Raw genomic sequence first — 19,824 nt, forward strand, 5'->3', positions numbered from 1 at the left:
GCTATTATAAATTAAAAGCGTCTGCCAATAGGCGATAAGAGTTTAATTTATCTTCAAATTGATGAGTGATTGTGACAATCATAAACTCTTCAGTATTGTAGGCTTTGCTTAAGTTTAATATTTTTTCTTTCACAGAAGACGGATCACCGACAATCATACGTTGGCGATTTTCCTTAATGCGGAATAAATCATAAGCACTATACGAATAGTTTCGAGCGGTTTCGATAGATGGAGTACCAGTAGTCCGTTTGCCTTGCTCTAATAGTAAAATCGATAAATCAAGGCTTGATGCTATCTTCTCCGCTTCTTCGTTTGTTTCTCCGCAAATAACAAAAATAGATACGATTGATTTTGGTTTATCGCCTAAATAGGAAGATTGGAATTGTTCTTGATAAGCTCTCATTACTTCAGGGCCACCGTATCCGTTAATGAATTGTGCAAATGCAAAAGAAGCGCCTTGCTTTGCAGCAATCATTGCACTTTCCCCGCTAGAACCGAGCATCCACATTTCAGGAGATGTTGGGATAACTGGAGTAGCTTTTAAATTTGCATAATGATGGTTTTCTGGTACTTGATCATGTAAGTACATAGCAACATCTGCAATTTGTTCTGGATATTGATCAAGTGAGACCATTTTACCTTCTTGAAGTGCGCGAGTTGCTATCGGCATACCACCAGGTGCTCTCCCGACACCAAGGTCGATACGGTTTGGATAAAGTGCTTCTAGAACGCGGAAATTCTCGGCAACTTTATATGGACTATAATGTGGCAGCATAACGCCACCAGAACCAACTCTAATACAATCAGTTTTCGCTGCAATATGTGAAATAAGTATTTCTGGACTTGAACCAGCTAAGCTAACTGAATTATGGTGCTCGGATACCCAAAAACGTGTAAATCCTAGTTTTTCAACTTCTTGCGCAAGTGTTACTGTATGTGAAAAAGCTTCAGCTGCTGTGCTGCCATCAGAAATAGGTGATTGGTCTAATACACTTAATTTGATCATAGAATATACCTCTCAATCTTAATGTACATTCTATTATATATTTACTTACGAAAAATGCGTAGTGAAATGCTCACACAAAAAAGAGGGTGATATTATCTCCGCTTTTAACGAGAAAATCCTCGTTCATAATGATTCATTTCGACTAAGTTTAATATATATTCGTAGTTATCAATTTCAAGTTTTATTTGTTCACGTTCTTCTTTAGATAAGTTCATATTACTAAGTTTTTTGCATAGGTGTTGTTTCTTTAATTCCAAATGCTTTTTTGTAGCGTGGTAATCATAAGTATGTTTCATTTTCAACCACTCCTTCTTTGTAGTTGCTATATTATATGAAGCATGAAGAGATGTGAGAGCTTCACCTTATGTATTTTTAGTGAATATTCCAATTGTCTATGGTGTTATGTTTGGGGGGATTAATGAATAAAATGCACTAAACCACTAATGTCCATTTTATGAAGTAAGGGGTGGAATTGTGCAGAAAGATATAATGTATAACACTGAGATGGATGAAACGTTAAAAGTTATAAATAAGGGATTGAAGAAGACGACACGTCCGAAACAAATCATTGTAGTAGGGGCTGGTATGGCCGGATTAGTTTCGGCATCTTTATTAAAAGCAGCAGGGCATGAAGTGAAGATTTTTGAAGCGAACAACCGTGTAGGTGGCCGCATAGAGACGGTTAGGATGGAAGATACCGGATTATATTTAGATGTTGGAGCGATGAGAATTCCGTATTCGCACAAATTAACGATGGCATATATAAGAAAGTTTGGGCTACAGGTGAGCCCTTTTATTAATAGGAATGAGACTGATATTATATACGTAAATGGTCGGAAAACAACGTTGAAACAATATGAAAAGGACCCAAGTATTTTAAAGTATCCGGTGGAAATGAACGAAGAGGGGAAAACGTCGGAGGACCTATTATTATTAGCGGTACAGCCAATTATAAATTTTATTAAAAAAAATCCAGAAAAAAATTGGGATATTGTAGTAAAGGATTTTGGGAGATACTCTACAGGTCAATTTTTAAAGTATCATCCTTATCAATATAATACGTATTTTTCACCGGTAACGATCGAGATGATTGGTGTTCTATTAGATTTAGAAGGTTTTTTGGAAAGGTCATTCGTTGAGACGTTACGATTTTTATACATTATGCAAGAGGAAAGTGGATTTTGCGAAATAATAGGTGGGAATGATAGATTACCAAAGTCTTTTTTACCACAATTAGAAGAAAATATTATATATAATCAAAAATTAATGAAGCTTCATCAACAAGCCAATAGTGTAACAGCCTATTACCGAAATGAGGAAACTTTTGAGTATAGTAGTATAACTGGCGATTTAGTTATTGTTACAATTCCTTTTTCAACAATGCGCTTTGTAGAAGTAGATCCATTTGATTCGATATCTCATGCGAAATGGAAAACAATTCGCGAATTGCATTATATGCCAGCTACAAAAATAGGAATTCAATTTAAAAGTCGTTTTTGGGAGGAACAAGGGCAATTAGGTGGGAGAATTATAACAGATCTTCCTATACGTTATGCTTATTATCCAAGCCATGGAATCGGTTCAAAGGGACCAGCTATTATGCTTGGGAGTTATACGTGGTCGTATGATGCGTTACTATGGGATGGTTTATCAAAAGGGGATCGTATCTATTACACACTACAAAATTTAGCAACAATATTAGGTGGTCAAGTATATGATGAGTTCATGTCTGGAATATCAAAAAGTTGGACATTAGATCCATATGCACTTGGAGGATTTGCTCTTTTTCAAGCAGGTCAAGAATCTGAATTACAGCCAGTCATTGTGAAACCTGAGGGGAGAATATACTTTGCTGGAGATCATACAACGCTGTATCACGGATGGATTCAAGGTGCGATTGAATCCGGAGTTCGTGTGGCAGTAGAGGTGAATGAGTAAAAAGTGTAAAATTCAGAAAAAACTTTACTATATATCTTGAGATGGATATTATTAAATATAAAAGAATTATGGGGAGTGTTTACTTTGAATCCATTGTTATTCGATTTTCCTTCTGAATTTTATACTGAAAGGCTTTTAATTAGAATGCCAAAACCAGGTGATGGTAAGGTTGTATATGAAGCGATTCAAGCTTCAATGAAAGAATTAAAGCCTTGGATGGTCTTTGCGCAAAAAGAGCAAACAGAGGAAGAAATAGAAGAGAGTATAAGAAAATCGCATATTCAATTTTTGCAGCGAGAAGATTTGAGGTTACTAGTGTTTTCGAAAGAAACCGGCGAATTTATTGCATCTGCCGGATTACATCGTATTAATTGGGATATACCTCAATTTGAAATCGGGTATTGGATTGATTCAAGGTGGAGTGGAAAGGGCTATATGGTAGAGGCGGCAAAAGGTATAACGGAGTATGCTTTCACTGAACTGAAAGCAAACCGGGTAGAAATTCGTTGTGATTCTCTAAATAAGAAGAGTAGAGCGATACCTGAGAAATTAGGTTTTAAATTAGAGGGGATTTTAGAAAGTGCGAGTGTTGCGGTAGATGAAAATGGATTAAGAGATATGTGTGTATTTGCAATGACGAGAAATACATATGAAAAAGAAGAGCTGTAAAGTAACGGCTCTTCTTTTTGTACATTATGGGACAGGATGTCCGTTAGAGCTTTCGAAAATTGTAAACCATTGTTGACGGTCTAAGTTAACTTTTGTTGCCATTGCAGCCGTTTTTACTCGATCTAATTTGCCAGAGCCAACGATTGGCATCATTTTAGCTGGATGAGCAAGTAACCATGCATACATAACAGTATCAATGCTATCAACGCCTAGCTCAGTAGCGATTTTTTGTAAAGTTTCACGTAAACGTACAGCACGTTCAGTTTGGCCAGTAAAGATTTCTCCACCAGCAAGAGGTGACCAAATCATTGGATTGATTCGTTTTTCTTGGCATAAATCAATCGTACCTTTTTCAAAATGCTCAAGCTGCATCGCAGATACTTCAATTTGATTTGTAATGAGCGGGAAATCTAAATATGAACTTAACATATTAAATTGAGAAGGTAAAAAGTTAGAAACACCGAAGTGACGAACTTTTCCTTCTTGCTTTAAGCGTGAGAACGCTTCTGCCACTTCATTTGGGTCCGTGAATGGATCAGGGCGATGAATGAGCAATACATCAATATAATCTGTATGTAAGTTTTGTAATGAATCCTCCGCGCTCTTTATGATATGTTCAGCACTCGTATTGTAGTGAGCAACATATCGCTCTGGAAATTTCGGTGATGGGGGAGCGATTCCACATTTTGTGATAATTTGCATGTTTTCGCGTAAGGAAGGCTTTAATTGTAACGCTTCTCCAAACAATCCTTCACATGTATATCCGCCATAAATGTCAGCGTGATCAAAAGTAGTAACTCCCATATCCATACAAGATTCAATAAAAGAAAGTAATTCTTGTTTCGTCATATTCCATTCTGCTAAACGCCAAAACCCTTGAATAATACGAGAAAATTCTAGTGTTTCGGCCATTTGAACTCGTTCCATTATAAGTACCCCCTTGATGAATGATAATGTTTTTGAAAAGGCTTTCTTGCTACATATTATTATATAGTTACAGGGTCGTACATACAATAAATATGTTTTGCTACAAAAACGATTTTTTCTATATGCTATAATGTAGAAACATAGAGCTATAAGGAGAGGTAAGAAATGATTCCAGTAACAATATTAACGGGTTTTCTTGGATCAGGGAAAACGACATTATTAAATCGAATTTTATCAGAGGATCACGGTAAGAAATTAGCGGTGATTGTAAATGAAATAGGGCAAATTGGTATCGATAATCAATTAATTATGAACGTTGAAGAAGAAATTATGGAAATGACAAACGGTTGTCTATGCTGTACTGTGCGTGAAGATTTACTCGTTGCTTTAAAACAATTACTGGACGTAAAAGCAGAAGGGAAAATGGACTTTGATGGTTTAGTAATTGAAACAACGGGTCTTGCAAACCCAGGTCCGATTATTCAAACTTTCTTTTTAGATCCAGTTATTCAATCAGCGTACCAAATAAACGGTGTTGTAACAGTTGTAGATAGCTACCATATACATAAACATTTTGAAAAGGGACTAGAAGCAAAAGAACAAATTGCATTTGCTGATGTTGTGTTAGTTAATAAATTAGATTTAATTGAAGAAAATGAGAAAGAAAATCTCTTGCATGAACTTCAAGGAATTAACCCGACTGCAAAGTTAATCGAGGCGACTAACTGTGAGGTAGATATTCCATCATTACTACAAATTCAAACGTTTAAAACGAAAGATACGTTACAAATTTACCCTCATACAGAACATAACCATCTAGAAGGTGTAAAATCGTTTGTACTACGTGAAGAACGTCCGTTAGATTTACAAAAATTGAATGAATGGATGTCAGCTGTCGTGCAAGAGCTAGGGGAGTATTTATATCGTTACAAAGGGATATTATCTATTGACGGAGTAGATAAAAGAATTGTTTTCCAAGGTGTACATACACTGTTTGCTGCTTCGTACGATAGAGAGTGGCAAGAGGGCGAAGAGCGAGTGAGTGAAGTAGTTTTCATCGGAAAAGATATTAATAAAGAATGGTTCCAAGAACATTTTGAAGAATGTGTGAAATAAGTCTGCGTAAATCGCAGGCTTATTTTTTATGAGCATTTCAATGAGATAATACTAGATTGCAAAAATGAAGTATATAAGGGGAAGAAACTAAAAATAGAAAATATAACATTGATAAACGTATAAATACAAGCCTGTTTTCACAGGCTTGTATTTTCATCTATTAGTAATTCCATTACAACACCTACAACTGGGCCCTCATCATCAATATCCCCATTTAAGCGGAATCCAAATGACTCATATAGTCCCATTGCGTGTTTGTTGTCTGGATGTAAACTTAAATAAATTATTTTACATTCAAATTTTTGTTGTAAATATTGGATTAGTAAACGAAGGAAACGTTTTGCATATCCTTTTCCTTGAAAATGCTGATCAATCATAAAACGATCTAACCATACGCTTTCATGCTTTTGGGAATACCAACCGTACATTGCATATCCAACAAGTGTTTCTTCATCATATAAGCCTACTGACGTTCCGTTTTCTTCATATAATGATTCTGCTAAAGAAAACGCATTACTTTCAATAAATTGCTGCTGTTCTTTTGTTACGTTTAAAGCAGCTACTGAACGCCAATTATTTGCTGTTACTTCACAAATGTGAAGATTCATAGTTCCAACTCACCTTCTAAATTATTATAGCCTAAAAGCTAATATGGATAATTTTACTTGTTATTTCGGTCAAGTCAAGGGTGAATACATAAAAAGGCAGCTGAATGACATATTCAGCTGCCTAGAAAATATAGTTGATTAGCTTGTTGCTTCTTTTAAAGTGTTTACGTTTTCTTCCATTAATGTGAAATAATCTTTATTTTTCTTAGCATCATCCTCAGAAATAGTAGCAAGGTGATTTAAGCGTAAAATTTTTGTACCTGTTTCTTTTTGAATAACTGATGCTACTTTTGGAGTAGAGAATGTTTCAAATAAAATATATTTTAGACCGTGCTCTTTTACTGTGTTTGTAATGTCAGCAAGCTGTTTTTGGGATGGTTCATCAGATGCTGAAATTCCAGCGATTGGAATTTGTTTTAAACCGTATCGTTGTTCCCAGTAGCCATAAGCTGCATGTGAAACTAATATTTCTTTCGTTTTTGCATTTGCAACAACAGCTTTAAATTGATCATCTAAATCAGTAAATTTTGTTTGTAGTGCTGCAAAGTTTTTTTCGAACTCTTTTTTATGTTCAGGCTGTAATTCTACAAGTGCATTTTTAATTTTTTCTGCTTGTTTCATCGCAAGAGTAGGATCTATCCAAACGTGTGGGTCTTTATCGTGATGATGTTCATCTTCTTTATGACCGTCTCCATGATCGTGCTGCTCTTCTTCAGATGAAGCACGAAGTTCGATATCTTTAGATGCATTTACAATTTTTACGTTTTCTTTTTTTAATGATTTTTCCATTTTTTCGGCAAATGGTTCTAATTCTGCGCCGTTATAAACAAATAAATCGGCTTTCGCAACTTGTACAGTCTGCTTTTGACTTGGTTCAAATGTATGAGAATCCGCACCAGGTGGGTAAATTGTTTCTACATTTACATAATCACCACCGATTTTTTTTGCAAAGTCAGCGAGTGGGAAAATGGTTGTATAAACAGAAAGTTTCCCATCTTTTTTCGCTGCACCATCTTTGTTGTTAGAACATCCAGCAAAGATGAGTGTGAAAATAAGTATAAATGAAAATAGAGCTAATTTTTTAGGCATATAATTCTCCTCTTTTCTTTTTTACAATTATATTTTCTCCAAATATAAGAAGAAAATATCGTCTTAATACAAAACGGAATAATTACGTTTTAGTTTGCGAACCTAGTATAATACATCTTTATGAAAGTTGCAATAAATAATAATCATTACGATTTGTTTTTGTTATAAATTTGTCAAAAAGAACGGTATTAATTTGTATGATTGGTGCATATGTGACAATGTTACTTTCATATATTGGGAGGGAGCGGAAAAAAAGGGGATGAGTGCTTGGGTTACTTTATGGAGGCTATCTTATTAATACTTGCCGTAGTATTGCCATTATCTTTTGTTTTAATTTTTTTAAGGAGATTAATAAGTAATTTAGGAGATGCTACAACAATTACGAAATTGCCAGCGGAAGAAAAAGAAAAGAAAAAAGAGTAAGTAAAGCACTATGCATACGCATAGTGCTTTACTTATGGTAAAATGGGGGAACGGAAACTCCTGTTAGCGACGATTAGCTATAGGAGAGAAAAGTAAATAAAGAGGTATGCATATATATGAATGAACGAACAGCGTTAGTACTTGGTGCAAGTGGATTAGTTGGACAAGAAATAACGCGTCTATTACTTGACTCAGATTACTACGATTCGGTTACTATTTTTGTAAGAGAACCATTACAATTACAGCATGAGAAATTGCAGCAGAAACAGGTGGATTTTTCAGTATTAGAGGAATATAAAGAATTTTTTGCAGTAGATGATGTTTTTAGTTGTTTAGGAACAACGATAAAAAAAGCGAAGTCGAAGGCGAATTTTAAAAAAGTAGATTATGAATATACATTGCGAGCTGCCTGCTTAGCTGAAAAACAAGGCGTGCAAAATTTTCTTGTTATTTCATCAATGGGAGCAAATCCTAAATCACTTTTCTTTTACTCGCAAGTGAAGGGGAAAATGGAAGAGGAGCTGAAAAAGCTAGTTATTGGAGGCATACATATTTTCAGGCCGTCATTATTAGTAGGAAATCGACAAGAATATCGTTTTGGGGAAAGAATGGCCGAGAAATTATCTCGTATTCTTCCGTTTATATTTAAAGGGGCTTTTAAAAAGTATAAACCAATTTCAGCTAAAGATGTGGCGAAAGGAATGTATATAACAGCGCTGCGTGAAGAATCTGGTATTCATATTTATAGTTCAAACGATATTATAGAGATAAAATAAATAGAACCGAGAAGAATAACTTCTCGGTTTTATTTATTAGTTTTAATGTGTCGGTACTGATATGGTTCTTTTGATTCAAAGCCAAGTTCATTGGCTGCTATTCTTGGGAAGTAACTCGCGTCCGATAAAAATTTGCTCTGCTTGTGATCCGGTTGTAATTAATCCTACCGTACCCATTGCGATGTTAACATGCTCATTGATTGAATTTTCTTGCATTGTATCATTCTCTTTTTTGTTTCTCTAATAAAACGCTTATACGAAAAATTTCGTCTATTCGTGTTACAATAAATAATATGTAATGAATTGGAGGATGACATATGTACCAGGCTTATTATGATAGTGAATTAGGTTTGTTAGAAATTACAGCGAACGAAGAAGGAATTACGTCTGTTATATTTGTTGATGAACGACAAGAAGAAAATAAAAATGGAATGATAGATCAATGTATAAATGAGCTGGATGAATATTTTAAAGGAAAAAGAAAAGAGTTTACTGTACCACTGTCTGCTGAAGGAACGCCATTCCAAAAGAATGTATGGGATGCACTTTACACCGTACCATATGGCGTAAGTGCTTCATATTTAGATATTGCAGATAAGGTTGGGAATACGAAAGCTGTACGAGCGATAGGAGGGGCAAATAGCCGGAATCCAATTTCAATTATTGTTCCATGTCATCGTGTAATAGGAAAGAGTGGAAAACTTGTTGGGTATGCAGGTGGTTTATGGAGGAAAGAGTGGTTATTGAAGCATGAAGGCATATTAAAATGAAGTATGGATGGAAAGAGGGATTGTTTTGAAATGTATAAATTGTGGGCGACCTTGTATTAATGATCAGTTGAATTGTGCAAATTGTCAACGGAACTTGCATAATGAACAAGGTGAAGAAAGCTCGCTAATAGACAAAGAATTAGAAGTATATGTAGGGAGACAATATCCATATTACAAAAGAAAATGGGAGCTTGAGAATAAGCGAATTGCTAGGTGGAGCTGGAATGGTCTGGCTTCTATTTTCAATGTAGGTTGGCTTGGATATCGTAAGTATTATTTACCTGCTGCTTTATTTATACTGTTATTAGTAGCATGTGATGCATTTTCTTATTATATGGGGTTCAACGTAGCGTTGCCAATCATTAATATGGTGCCTCTTACGTTTTTATTACTCATTTTCATTCTATTTGGGATGGGGATTTTTGCAAATGGATTATATTATCAATTTGCAGAAAGGCGTATATATCGAATAAAAGCACGGGGAATTAAAGATGAATCGGTTGAAAATTATCTGATCCGTGATAGTGGTGGAACGAGTAAAATGGGAGCAACAATCGTTACTATTTTAGCAGTTGCTAGTATTTTTTTCAGTCATTTCTTTTTTCCGACTGATCGAGATATTATACAAAAAGTACGTACAAGTTCGCTTTATGAATATCCGTTCTTTTCGATTGGTGAATCGTTTGAAAGCTATTTTCAAAATTCAGGGTGGATATATTATCGTGGTTCGGAAGGTATGGAATTAGTAGAATTTCAAGGATACAGCCCAGGGATGCCAAGACAAAAAGTTACAATTCAATTTATTGTTGATTATAAATTGAGTGAAATTGAGCCATATTCCCTTACGATTAATGGTGAATCTAAAAATGAAGAAGAGTTTTTGAAGATGATGGAAGAAATATTCAAGGTTCAAAATCCGTTTGAAATAGAGGATGGATTGCAAGTAAATGCTATTCAACAAAGCGGAGGGAAAGCAATTTCTGACCGCTTTTTTTCTTTTTATGAAAATAAATATTTAAAATAATCAGAATTTTTTGTATAATAAAATATATTATACAAGTTTTAACTTATACATATAGATTGGGGGAAGGAAGAATGAAGAGAAAGACAACAACAATTGCTGCACTTGCGTTATCGACTAGTGTACTGGTTGCGGGATGTGGGAATGGGGAGAAGGCTTCGACAACGAAGAAAGAATCAAGTAAGGGAATGGCAGATAAACAAGTTTTAAATTTGCTAGAAACAGCTGAAATTCCTTCAATGGATACATCTAAATCAACAGATTCTGTATCTTTCCGTGTATTTGTAAATGCAATGGAGGGATTATATCGTCTAGATAAAGATAATAAACCAACTCCAGGTATGGCCAAAGACGTGAAGATTAGTGAAGATAAAAAGACATATACATTTGAATTACGTGATGCAAAATGGTCAAATGGTGATCCAGTTCGAGCACAAGATTTTGTATATGCATGGCAACGTACATTAGATAAAGCAATAGCAGCAGAATATGCATTTATTTTATTTGATGTGAAAAATGCACAGAAAGTAAATAAAGGAGAAGTACCGTCGGATCAATTAGGTGTTAAAGCGAAGGATGATAAAACGTTAGTAGTAGAATTAGAACAACCAGCACCTTATTTCCTTGAGCTTACTTCGTTCCCTACATTCTTCCCATTAAATGAAAAGTATGTAAAAGAACAAGGGGATAAATACGGATTAGAAGCAAATAAATTATTGTACAATGGACCATTTACAATGAGTGAATGGAAGCATGAACAAAGTTACCAGTTAAAGAAAAACCCAAATTATTGGGATAAAGATGCTGTAAAATTAAAAGAAATTAATGTGGGTATAGTAAAAGAGACAAGTACTGGGGTAAATTTATATGATAGTGATCAAGCAGACCGTGTCATTTTAAGTTCTGAGTTTGTAGACAAATATAAAAAGAATAAACCAGATGAATTTAAAACGAAGCTAGACCCACGTATGTATTTCCTACGTTTTAATCAAAAAAATGCAACGTTTAAAAATCAAAAGGTTCGTGAGGCGATTGATTTAGCGTACGATAAAAAAGGAATTGCGGATGTAATTTTGAATGATGGATCATTGCCAGCTTATTTCTTAGTACCTGAAAAGTTTACGACAGGACCAGATGGAAAAGACTTCCGTACTGTAAATAAAAATTTCCGTGACAGTAAAGATAATGCTGCGAAAGCAAAAAAACTGTGGGAAGAAGCGAAGAAAGAACTTGGCCAAGATACAATTACAGTAGAATTACTAAATGATGATAACGGTAGTCGTAAAAAAGTGGGCGACTTTATTAAAGAAGAATTAGAGAAAAACTTACCTGGCATTAAAGTGAATTTGAAGCAACAACCATATAAGCAGAAGTTAGATTTAGAAAAGAAATTTGAATATGAATTCTCATTATCTGCATGGAGTCCAGATTATCCAGACCCAATGACATATATTGATATGTTCGTTACTGGAAGCTCATTTAATGAAATGGATTATTCAAATCCGAAGTACGATGATTTAGTAGCAAAATCAAAAGGAGAACTACTAAAAGATGACGCAGCACGCTGGAAAGCACTTGCAGAAGCTGAAAAAATCTTAATTGGTCAAGATGCTGCAATCTCTCCTACGTACCAACAAAGTACAGCTTACTTAGAGAAGACGTATGTAAATGGTATTGCTAACCATACGTTCGGTGGCGACTTTAGTTATAAATGGGCATATATTACAAAGAAATAGTATAATAAAAGATGAGCGAATTTTCGCTCATCTTTTATTTGTTTAGGGAGGAACGTGGAGTGTTGAAAGGAATCAATCATCTTTGTTTTTCAGTATCAAATTTAGAAAACGCTATTATGTTTTATGAAAGAGTGCTAGAAGGAGAACTATTAGTTAAAGGGAGAAAACTTGCATATTTCAATATATGTGGAGTATGGATAGCACTGAACGAAGAGGCACATATTCCAAGAAAGGAGATTCATCAATCTTATACGCACCTCGCATTTTCTGTTGAACAAGAAGACTTTGAACGCTTACTGCAGCGATTAGAAGAAAATAAAGTTCATATTTTACAAGGAAGAGAACGAGATATGAGAGATTGTGAATCTATATATTTTCAAGATCCAGATGGTCATAAATTTGAGTTTCATTCAGGGACATTGCAAGATCGTCTAAATTATTATAGGGAAGAGAAACCTCATATGACATTTTACTAAGGAGGACGAGTATTTGCATGTACTTGTAATTGGTGGAACAGGGATGTTAAAGAAAGTGTCTATGTGGCTTTGTGAGCAAGGGTTTCACGTTTCTATTATTGGACGAGATAGTGCGAAATTGGAAAATGTTAAGCAAGGGAGTTCTGTACCGGGAAATATTACGTGCCTTTCTGTAGATTATCAAAATGACGATGATGTAAAGCAATCTATTAAAAGTACAATTGAACAAAATGGTCCAATTACATTAGTTGTCGCATGGGTACATTCGAGTGCTAAGCATGCATTACGACTCATTTGTAATGAGGTAGAATTGTCGTCGGAAAAGTACAGTTTATTTCATATATTAGGTAGTAGTGCATCACGTACGAAGTCACAAAAAATAGGCGGGGCATTATGTAGTTATTATAGAATTATATTAGGGTTTATTTTAGAAGATACATATGCAAGGTGGCTTACTCATGAAGAGATAGCTGACGGAGTTATAAAAGGAATAGAAAGTAAATGCACAGAATGGATTGTAGGGAGAGTACAGCCATGGGAATTGCGGCCAAAATGGTAAGGGGGAATGATAAATGAAGACAACGGTATATGTAACAAGGCACGGTGAGACAGAATGGAATGTAGCAAAGCGGATGCAAGGGCGAAAAAATTCAGCATTAACTGAGAATGGTATGATACAAGCGAAACAATTAGGGGAGCGTATGAAGGATTTACCGCTCCATGCCATATATAGTAGTCCAAGTGAAAGAACGCTTCATACTGCTGAATTGATTAAAGGAGAACGCAATATTCCAATTATAGCAGATGAACGTTTCTATGAAATAAATATGGGTACATGGGAAGGGCAAACAATTGCTGATTTGGAAATGCAATATCCAGAAGAAGTACATTTATTTTGGAATGAACCACATCTTTTTCAATCAACATCAGGGGAAAACTTTGCGGCCGTTCATAAAAGAGTAATTGAAGGGATACACTTTCTTTTAGAAAAGCATAAAGGTGAAAGTATTTTAATTGTCTCTCATGCTGCAGCAGCGAAATTACTTGTAGGGCATTTTGCAGGTGTTGAAATTGAACATGTATGGGGAGAGCCATTTATGCATAGTGCGAGTCTTAGTGTGATTGAATTTGATGAAAATTTTGGTAAAGTAAAACAATTTGCAGATACAAGTCATTTTCAGGAAAAGTAAAAAAAGGCCGCAAAACGGCCTTTTTTTGTGGGAATAAAAAACTAGCAATTACGTTTTTTATACCAGAAGTGATCGAATTTCTTGTTTTTGCAAGAAGAGGACTTATGTCTGCAATCTTTGCAATCGTCCCATTTGTGCCCGTCATCGTGACAGTCCTTACCATGATCCCACGAATCATCACAAGAACCATGATGGCTATGAGGGAAAAATACACATTTTTTACAGAAACATCGTTTTGTCCAGAAACATTTCTTTTCAAAGCGAACGCATTTTGTAACGAAAGTACATTTTTTCACGCGAGTACGTTTTGTAACTATAACGCATTCTTTTCTACGAGTAACCTTCGTAACGAATGTCCATTTTTGAACGCGTACACGAGTACATTTTGTAACAAATGTCCATTTTTTTACATGAGTACATTTTGTAACGAAAGTACAATGTTTTACGCGAGTACATCTTGTTCTTGGACATTTACGCCCTGTTGTACATTTACGTCCTGTTGTACATTTACGTCCTGTTGTACATTTACACCCTGTTGTACATCTATGATGAGAGAATTTATCATCATCGCACTCAAAAGTACTTGGATCTTGGTGTAAGAAATCCTCCATCCCTGCACTTTTGATTTCTTCAACAGCTTTTCTGATATCACGTTTCATAGAAATCCTCCTTATCGTGTATTAAATTGAAAAGGTATTCTTTTTCCTTAACATGATATGAGATACGGTTTCTTTCTGAACAGGACAAGAGTGTAATTTTATATAAATGGATGATAGCGGATGTATGGACAAGGCGTGGTGCATACATTGAATGAAGAGAACTGAGAAGGGATGAGAAAACATGCTACCTTCATATGAATTTTTTATTCATCCAATGTACTTAGTGGAATTGAAAAAAGATATTTGGTCAGATAGTCCAGTGCCAGCAAAGTTAACATATGGAAAAAAGAAGTATGATATTGATATTGTTTATCGAGGTGCTCATATTCGGGAGTTTGAGAAAAAGTCTTATCACGTTAAGTTTTATAAGCCGAAAAAATTTCAAGGGGTAAAGGAGTTTCATTTAAACTCTGAATTTATGGATCCATCTCTTATTCGAAATAAATTATCGCTCGATTTTTTCAATGATATCGGGGTACTTTCACCGAAGTCACAGCATGTATTTATAAAGATTAATGGTCAAATTCAAGGCGTATATTTACAGTTAGAATCGGTTGATGAAAACTTTTTAAAAAGTAGAGGGTTGCCGAGTGGTTCTATTTATTATGCGATAGATGATGACGCGAATTTTTCTTTAATGAGCGAGAGAGATAAAGATGTTAAAAATGAGCTTTTTGCAGGGTATGAATTTAAATGTTCGAATAAAAATAGTGAAGAGCAACTGAGTGAATTCGTTTTTCAAGCAAATACACTATCGAGGGATGATTATGAAAAAGAAATTGGGAAATACCTTCATGTTGATAAATATTTACGCTGGTTAGCTGGCGTTATTTTGACTCAAAACTTTGATGGTTTTGTTCATAACTATGCACTGTATCATAACGATGAAACAAATTTATTTGAGGTCATCCCGTGGGATTACGATGCGACTTGGGGGCGTGATGTACAAGGGAGACCGCTTAATCATGAGTACATTCGCATTAAAGGATATAATACGTTAAGTGCAAGATTGTTAGATATACCTGTTTTTAGAAAGCAATATCGAAATATATTAGAAGAAATTTTAGAATTACAATTTACAGAATCCTTTATAAAACCAAAAGTAGAAGGCATGTGCGAATCCATTCATCCATATTTACTTCAGGATCCATATATGAAAGAAAAAATAGAAGTTTTTAATCAAGAGGCTGAGATGATTTTTCAATATATAAATAAAAGAAGCAACTATATACAAGAACATCTTCATGAATTGGGATGATTTTGAAGGAGATTGAAACATTATCAATCTCTTTTTTTGTATACTAAAGATGGAGAAATAAAAAAGCGAAATAATATTTAGTAGAATGAAGTTGATTAAGAATGGAGTTGTGTAGATATGACGGTTAAATGGATTGATTGGGTAAAACAAATACAATCAATAGCACAAGCAGGTTTAACGTACTCCAAAGATGTGTATGATCTAGAGCGTTTCCAACAATTACGAGACATTTCAATTGCGATGATGTCACATTACACAAAAACAGATTGGGAAGTAGTAGAGAATTTATTTGCAAGTGAGACAGGCTATCAAACACCTAAAGTTGATATACGGGCAGTTATTTTTCAGAATGAAAAATTATTATTTGTGAAAGAAAAAAGTGATGGAAAATGGGCATTGCCAGGTGGATGGGCCGATATTGGTTATACGCCAACAGAAGTCGCAGTAAAAGAAGTGTTAGAAGAGACAGGTTATAAAGTAGATCATTTTAGGCTACTAGCAATATTCGATAAAGAAAAACATCAACCATCTCCATCAGCAACCCATATATATAAGGTTTTTATAGGTTGCGAGATTGTTGGTGGAGAAAAGAAACTAAGTATTGAAACAGAGGATATAGATTTTTTTAGTGAAAATGAAATACCTGATTTATCAATCGCTAGAAATACAGAATGGCAGATTAAAGAAATGTTTGCGTTTATGAAGGATCGAAATAAGGAAAAGATACTTGATTAATTAAATGAATCAAGTATCTTTTTAGGGTATATTGATGAAGGGTTGTACATGTTCTTGTAACAAAAAAGAGTATAGTGTAGTCCTCTTTAAAGTCTATGAGTTAGGTGAAGAGATTCACATGATTATATTGGCAGATGGCAATCTTTATGTGATAATGGAATGGTATGTGAAGAAAAAAGGAGATAGAAAAGAATATGTTAGCGAATATAATAGATCAGTTATTACAATTCTTTGCAAGTCTAGGATACTTCGGAGTAGCGCTAGGTTTAATGATTGAAATTATCCCAAGTGAGATTGTACTTTCGTATGCTGGATTTTTAGTGGAAGAAGGAAAAATTAGTTTTGTCGGAGCTGTTATTGCCGGAACAATCGGTGGTACTTTAGCGCAAATCTTTTTATACTGGCTTGGATACTACGGAGGGCGTCCGGTTGTTGAAAAATACGGGAAATATCTGCTTATTAATAAGCATCATCTAGATATTGCAGAAAATTGGTTTAAAAGATACGGGGCGGGTGTAATATTCTCTGCACGCTTTATTCCTGTTGTACGTCATGCTATCTCTATTCCTGCAGGACTAGCTAAGATGCCGTTAAAGCTCTTTACACTGTATACAGTAGTAGCGATTATTCCATGGTCAATTCTTTTTATATACTTAGGAGAAAAGCTTGGTGGAAATTGGCGACATATTAAAGAGTATGCATCTGATTACACACATTACATAATTATAGGTGCGGTTTTCTTTATTGCTCTTTACTTCGGTTTAAAGCTTTTGAAAAAGAGAAAAACAACGCATTAAAGTCAATGATTTTTCATTGGCTTTTTTTAATTGTTTTGGTTCTAAAAAAAAGGAGTTGTCCATAATGTGTAATAATAAAGCGTAGCGGGGGAATGTGATGAAAGGATCACCGTTTTTACGTGGAACGATATTTTTAACGATGGCAACGATGATATCTAAAATGTTAGGGTTCATATATGTTATACCATTTACAGCAATGGTAGGTACGAGTGGGTACGTATTATATACGTATGCATACCGTCCTTATACAATTATGCTTAGTATTGCAACGATGGGATTGCCACTTGCCGTTTCGAAAATGGTATCAAAATATGATCAACTCAATGATTATCATACGGTTAAAAGAGTATTAAAGAGTGGTATCGTTTTTATGTTTATAATGGGAGTTATTTCATGTTTTACACTATATATATTAGCTCCACATTTAGCTAAACTTGTAATTGATGGAAATGATCAAACCGGGAATAGTATAACGGAGGTCACTAATAACATTCGAATTGTAAGTTTTGCGCTAATACTTGTACCAGTAATGAGTTTATTAAGGGGCTTCTTTCAAGGATTTCAATCGATGGGACCTTCTGCACTAAGTGTAGTTGTGGAGCAATTTTTTCGGGTCTTAACCATTTTAATAGGAAGTTTTGTCGTTTTATATGTTTTAAAAGAGTCTATTTCGCTAGCGGTCGGTATTTCAACGTTTGGTGCATTTATGGGAGCTATAGGTGGATTAACGGTTTTAAGTGCGTATTATGTAAAGAGGAGAAGGCACTTAAAGAAAAAAGAGATGGCAAGTATACCACAAACAACGAAATCTTTTTTCTCGTTATATAAGGAGCTCTTTACATATTCAATACCGTTTGTTGTGGTTGGTTTAGCAATTCCGTTGTATCAGACAATTGATACATTTACAATTAATAAACTACTTATACAAATAGGATATATGCAAGGAGAAGCTGAAAAGATTAATGCGATAATTGGTCTTGTTCAGATGGTTGTACTTATCCCGGTTTCTGTTGCAACGGCTTTTAGTATGTCCCTTGTACCTGAAATGACGAAAGCTTATACAGCGGGAAATGAGAAGCTACTGTATAAACACTTTACAAGGACAAATTTATTAGTGGTAGGAATTACCGTACCGGCGGCGATTGGAATGATGGTTTTAGCAAAACCAGTGTATACTCTTTTATTTGGTGCGGGAAATGATCCAGAGATGGGCAGTATTATTTTGCAGTATTATGCTCCTGCTTGTATACTATTCTCACTATTTACAGTAACCGCTGCCATGTTACAAGGAATTAATCAACAACAGAAAACAGTGCTAGGATTAGTAATCGGAATAACTGTGAAGATAGTTTTAAATATTGTATTGCTACCGTATTTTGATTATGTAAGTTTTATCATTTCAACATACGCTGGCTATACGATTTCAGTCGGCTTTAACTTGTGGATGCTTTCTAAATATGTTATAAAGGCAACATAAGCTTTTTTAAAGGCAGAGAACACTCTGTCTTTTTCTATGTTTACAAGATTTTTCTTAAAAAAACGTTTTCAAAATAATTTTTCTATTGAAATTTAATCGTTTGTTTCATATGCTGAAAATAGCGGTTCAAAAACTGTTGTTTAAGTGAGGTAGATTCCCACATGTAAAAAGAATCGGGGTGATAGTATGTTAAATATTTATTTAACAGACCGAAACGGAAAACTACAAGAGATTGAGGAAATGCAAAAGGGCTGCTGGATTAATGTACTTCATCCAACAGAAGAAGAAATTCAGTATCTAGTACAAACTTTAAATGTAGACTTAGATTTCATTAAAGACCCTTTGGATGATGAAGAACGCTCTCGTATTGAAAAGGAAGACAATAATACTTTAATTATCGTGGATATTCCGACAGTCAGACATGATGAAGAAGGAAATTCAATTTATGACACGATTCCAATAGGTATGATTGTAATGCCAGATTGTTTTGTTACTATTTGCTTAGAAGAAAATCCAATTTTTGAACGCTTTATTAATCAACGTATTAAAGAATTTTATACGTTTAAAAAGACGCGCTTCGCACTTCAGCTCTTATATACAATTTCTACTTATTATTTAAGGTACTTAAAGCAAATTAATCGAAAAACAATCGATTTAGAGCACCAATTAAATAAGTCGATGAAAAATAAAGAAATTTTCACATTGCTCGGCCTTGAAAAAAGTTTAGTTTATTTTACAACATCATTAAAGGCAAATAAAATTGTAATTCAAAAATTAATGCGAAACAGTACATTTTTGAAAATGTATGAAGACGATCAAGATTTACTAGAAGATGTATTAATTGAGAATAAGCAGGCTATTGAAATGGCGGAAATATATAGTCACATCTTAAGTGGAATGATGAATACATTTAGTTCGGTTATTTCTAACAATTTAAATAGTGTTATGAAACTGTTGACTTCTATTACAATCATTTTATCATTACCAACGATGGTTTCTAGTTTCTTTGGAATGAATGTAAAGGTTCCATTTGAAGGGGAAGCATATGGTTTTGTAATTGTACTTATAATATGTGTAACATTATCTTTCACTTTAGCATTTGTTTTTTGGAAGAAACGTTACTTTTAATGATAAGAAAGCTGCTCTAGCATAG

22 protein-coding genes and 1 pseudogene are annotated in these 19,824 nt (G+C 34.5%); 16 read left to right on the forward strand and 7 right to left on the reverse strand.

Features of this window, described 5'->3' with window-relative positions:
• Window positions 1–4 precede the first annotated feature (4 nt).
• Together EXW56_RS09900 and EXW56_RS09905 are read right to left on the reverse strand one after the other, a co-directional pair.
• A complete protein-coding gene (locus tag EXW56_RS09900; RefSeq protein WP_002200784.1) occupies window positions 5–1,006 on the reverse strand; it encodes an LLM class flavin-dependent oxidoreductase in 1,002 nt (333 codons plus the stop codon).
• A 104-nt stretch (window positions 1,007–1,110) separates the two neighbouring features.
• A complete protein-coding gene (locus tag EXW56_RS09905) occupies window positions 1,111–1,302 on the reverse strand; it encodes a DUF3896 family protein (RefSeq protein WP_002200783.1) in 192 nt (63 codons plus the stop codon).
• 178 nt (window positions 1,303–1,480) lie between these two features.
• On the opposite strand from EXW56_RS09905, the gene EXW56_RS09910 reads away from it, so the two are divergent.
• Window positions 1,481–2,944 (forward strand): flavin monoamine oxidase family protein, encoded by a 1,464-nt coding sequence (locus EXW56_RS09910; protein WP_002200782.1) that lies wholly within the window; start codon window positions 1,481–1,483, stop codon window positions 2,942–2,944.
• Window positions 2,945–3,028: 84 nt separating this feature from the next.
• Window positions 3,029–3,613, forward strand: coding sequence for a GNAT family N-acetyltransferase (locus EXW56_RS09915; RefSeq protein WP_002200781.1), 585 nt, complete (start codon window positions 3,029–3,031; stop codon window positions 3,611–3,613).
• A 24-nt stretch (window positions 3,614–3,637) separates the two neighbouring features.
• On the opposite strand, the gene EXW56_RS09920 is transcribed toward EXW56_RS09915, so the two are convergent.
• Window positions 3,638–4,540 (reverse strand): aldo/keto reductase, encoded by a 903-nt coding sequence (locus tag EXW56_RS09920; protein WP_002200780.1) that lies wholly within the window; start codon window positions 4,538–4,540, stop codon window positions 3,638–3,640.
• Between the two features lie 165 nt (window positions 4,541–4,705).
• On the opposite strand from EXW56_RS09920, the gene EXW56_RS09925 reads away from it, so the two are divergent.
• On the forward strand, window positions 4,706–5,656 hold the full coding sequence (locus EXW56_RS09925) for a CobW family GTP-binding protein (protein WP_002158207.1): 951 nt from the start codon (window positions 4,706–4,708) through the stop codon (window positions 5,654–5,656).
• A 137-nt stretch (window positions 5,657–5,793) separates the two neighbouring features.
• On the opposite strand, the gene EXW56_RS09930 is transcribed toward EXW56_RS09925, so the two are convergent.
• Window positions 5,794–6,264, reverse strand: a complete 471-nt coding sequence (locus EXW56_RS09930; protein WP_002158206.1) for a GNAT family N-acetyltransferase — start codon at window positions 6,262–6,264, stop codon at window positions 5,794–5,796.
• A 138-nt stretch (window positions 6,265–6,402) separates the two neighbouring features.
• Window positions 6,403–7,353, reverse strand: coding sequence for a metal ABC transporter substrate-binding protein (locus EXW56_RS09935; RefSeq protein WP_002200779.1), 951 nt, complete (start codon window positions 7,351–7,353; stop codon window positions 6,403–6,405).
• Window positions 7,354–7,620: 267 nt separating this feature from the next.
• Here EXW56_RS09935 and EXW56_RS09940 point away from each other — a divergent pair, with 267 nt between their 5' ends.
• Window positions 7,621–7,776 carry a hypothetical protein gene (locus tag EXW56_RS09940; RefSeq protein ID WP_157383767.1) on the forward strand — a complete coding sequence of 52 codons (156 nt, stop codon included), beginning with the start codon at window positions 7,621–7,623 and terminating at the stop codon, window positions 7,774–7,776.
• Between the two features lie 116 nt (window positions 7,777–7,892).
• Window positions 7,893–8,552, forward strand: a complete 660-nt coding sequence (locus EXW56_RS09945) for an oxidoreductase (RefSeq protein WP_002200778.1) — start codon at window positions 7,893–7,895, stop codon at window positions 8,550–8,552.
• 29 nt (window positions 8,553–8,581) lie between these two features.
• On the opposite strand, the pseudogene EXW56_RS09950 reads toward EXW56_RS09945, so the two are convergent.
• A pseudogene (locus EXW56_RS09950) lies at window positions 8,582–8,753 on the reverse strand (NADPH dehydrogenase); the annotation flags it as partial.
• A gap of 116 nt (window positions 8,754–8,869) precedes the next feature.
• Between EXW56_RS09950 and EXW56_RS09955 the strand changes: the two are divergent.
• The 6 genes from EXW56_RS09955 (at window position 8,870) to EXW56_RS09980 (ending at window position 13,745) form a co-directional block, all read left to right on the forward strand.
• On the forward strand, window positions 8,870–9,322 hold the full coding sequence (locus EXW56_RS09955; protein ID WP_002200776.1) for a methylated-DNA--[protein]-cysteine S-methyltransferase: 453 nt from the start codon (window positions 8,870–8,872) through the stop codon (window positions 9,320–9,322).
• 25 nt (window positions 9,323–9,347) lie between these two features.
• Window positions 9,348–10,346 carry a DUF2628 domain-containing protein gene (locus EXW56_RS09960; RefSeq protein ID WP_002200775.1) on the forward strand — a complete coding sequence of 333 codons (999 nt, stop codon included), beginning with the start codon at window positions 9,348–9,350 and terminating at the stop codon, window positions 10,344–10,346.
• A 71-nt stretch (window positions 10,347–10,417) separates the two neighbouring features.
• Complete coding sequence (locus EXW56_RS09965) at window positions 10,418–12,079, forward strand: peptide ABC transporter substrate-binding protein (protein ID WP_002200774.1); 1,662 nt, start codon at window positions 10,418–10,420, stop codon at window positions 12,077–12,079.
• Between the two features lie 59 nt (window positions 12,080–12,138).
• Window positions 12,139–12,555, forward strand: a complete 417-nt coding sequence (gene fosB / locus EXW56_RS09970) for a FosBx1 family fosfomycin resistance bacillithiol transferase (RefSeq protein ID WP_002200773.1) — start codon at window positions 12,139–12,141, stop codon at window positions 12,553–12,555.
• Between the two features lie 13 nt (window positions 12,556–12,568).
• Window positions 12,569–13,114 carry a short-chain dehydrogenase gene (locus EXW56_RS09975; RefSeq protein ID WP_002200772.1) on the forward strand — a complete coding sequence of 182 codons (546 nt, stop codon included), beginning with the start codon at window positions 12,569–12,571 and terminating at the stop codon, window positions 13,112–13,114.
• A gap of 13 nt (window positions 13,115–13,127) precedes the next feature.
• A complete protein-coding gene (locus tag EXW56_RS09980) occupies window positions 13,128–13,745 on the forward strand; it encodes a phosphoserine phosphatase 1 (RefSeq protein WP_002200771.1) in 618 nt (205 codons plus the stop codon).
• A 41-nt stretch (window positions 13,746–13,786) separates the two neighbouring features.
• Here the strand turns inward: EXW56_RS09980 and exsB are convergent, their stop codons facing one another.
• Entirely contained in the window at window positions 13,787–14,404 is a 618-nt protein-coding gene (exsB, locus tag EXW56_RS09985; RefSeq protein ID WP_002200770.1) for an exosporium protein ExsB, read from the reverse strand.
• Window positions 14,405–14,585: 181 nt separating this feature from the next.
• On the opposite strand from exsB, the gene cotH reads away from it, so the two are divergent.
• The 5 genes from cotH (at window position 14,586) to EXW56_RS10010 (ending at window position 19,799) form a co-directional block, all read left to right on the forward strand.
• Window positions 14,586–15,662, forward strand: coding sequence for a spore coat protein CotH (gene cotH / locus EXW56_RS09990; RefSeq protein WP_215558350.1), 1,077 nt, complete (start codon window positions 14,586–14,588; stop codon window positions 15,660–15,662).
• Window positions 15,663–15,779: 117 nt separating this feature from the next.
• Window positions 15,780–16,397, forward strand: a complete 618-nt coding sequence (locus EXW56_RS09995) for an NUDIX hydrolase N-terminal domain-containing protein (protein WP_002200768.1) — start codon at window positions 15,780–15,782, stop codon at window positions 16,395–16,397.
• Window positions 16,398–16,591: 194 nt separating this feature from the next.
• On the forward strand, window positions 16,592–17,194 hold the full coding sequence (locus tag EXW56_RS10000) for an undecaprenyl phosphate transporter UptA (RefSeq protein ID WP_002200767.1): 603 nt from the start codon (window positions 16,592–16,594) through the stop codon (window positions 17,192–17,194).
• A 97-nt stretch (window positions 17,195–17,291) separates the two neighbouring features.
• A complete protein-coding gene (locus EXW56_RS10005; protein ID WP_002200766.1) occupies window positions 17,292–18,671 on the forward strand; it encodes a putative polysaccharide biosynthesis protein in 1,380 nt (459 codons plus the stop codon).
• Between the two features lie 186 nt (window positions 18,672–18,857).
• Window positions 18,858–19,799 carry a magnesium transporter CorA family protein gene (locus EXW56_RS10010; RefSeq protein ID WP_002148556.1) on the forward strand — a complete coding sequence of 314 codons (942 nt, stop codon included), beginning with the start codon at window positions 18,858–18,860 and terminating at the stop codon, window positions 19,797–19,799.
• The last annotated feature ends 25 nt before the right edge of the window (window positions 19,800–19,824 follow it).

The organism is Bacillus mycoides (assembly GCF_018742245.1).
In the GTDB taxonomy this organism is placed as follows: Bacteria; Bacillota; Bacilli; order Bacillales; family Bacillaceae_G; genus Bacillus_A; species Bacillus_A cereus_U.

Excerpts from the sequence above, each read along its gene's own strand:
- EXW56_RS09905 (WP_002200783.1), bottom strand. The coding sequence starts at position 1,302 with ATGAAACATACTTATGATTACCACGCTACAAAAAAGCATTTGGAATTA.
- EXW56_RS10005 (WP_002200766.1), top strand. The coding sequence starts at position 17,292 with ATGAAAGGATCACCGTTTTTACGTGGAACGATATTTTTAACGATGGCA.
- EXW56_RS09935 (WP_002200779.1), bottom strand. The coding sequence starts at position 7,353 with ATGCCTAAAAAATTAGCTCTATTTTCATTTATACTTATTTTCACACTC.
- EXW56_RS09920 (WP_002200780.1), bottom strand. The coding sequence starts at position 4,540 with ATGGAACGAGTTCAAATGGCCGAAACACTAGAATTTTCTCGTATTATT.
- exsB (WP_002200770.1), bottom strand. The coding sequence starts at position 14,404 with ATGAAACGTGATATCAGAAAAGCTGTTGAAGAAATCAAAAGTGCAGGG.
- EXW56_RS09955 (WP_002200776.1), top strand. The coding sequence starts at position 8,870 with ATGTACCAGGCTTATTATGATAGTGAATTAGGTTTGTTAGAAATTACA.
- cotH (WP_215558350.1), top strand. The coding sequence starts at position 14,586 with ATGCTACCTTCATATGAATTTTTTATTCATCCAATGTACTTAGTGGAA.
- EXW56_RS09965 (WP_002200774.1), top strand. The coding sequence starts at position 10,418 with ATGAAGAGAAAGACAACAACAATTGCTGCACTTGCGTTATCGACTAGT.
- EXW56_RS09925 (WP_002158207.1), top strand. The coding sequence starts at position 4,706 with ATGATTCCAGTAACAATATTAACGGGTTTTCTTGGATCAGGGAAAACG.
- EXW56_RS10000 (WP_002200767.1), top strand. The coding sequence starts at position 16,592 with ATGTTAGCGAATATAATAGATCAGTTATTACAATTCTTTGCAAGTCTA.
- EXW56_RS09945 (WP_002200778.1), top strand. The coding sequence starts at position 7,893 with ATGAATGAACGAACAGCGTTAGTACTTGGTGCAAGTGGATTAGTTGGA.
- EXW56_RS10010 (WP_002148556.1), top strand. The coding sequence starts at position 18,858 with ATGTTAAATATTTATTTAACAGACCGAAACGGAAAACTACAAGAGATT.
- EXW56_RS09980 (WP_002200771.1), top strand. The coding sequence starts at position 13,128 with ATGAAGACAACGGTATATGTAACAAGGCACGGTGAGACAGAATGGAAT.
- EXW56_RS09930 (WP_002158206.1), bottom strand. The coding sequence starts at position 6,264 with ATGAATCTTCACATTTGTGAAGTAACAGCAAATAATTGGCGTTCAGTA.
- EXW56_RS09995 (WP_002200768.1), top strand. The coding sequence starts at position 15,780 with ATGACGGTTAAATGGATTGATTGGGTAAAACAAATACAATCAATAGCA.
- EXW56_RS09900 (WP_002200784.1), bottom strand. The coding sequence starts at position 1,006 with ATGATCAAATTAAGTGTATTAGACCAATCACCTATTTCTGATGGCAGC.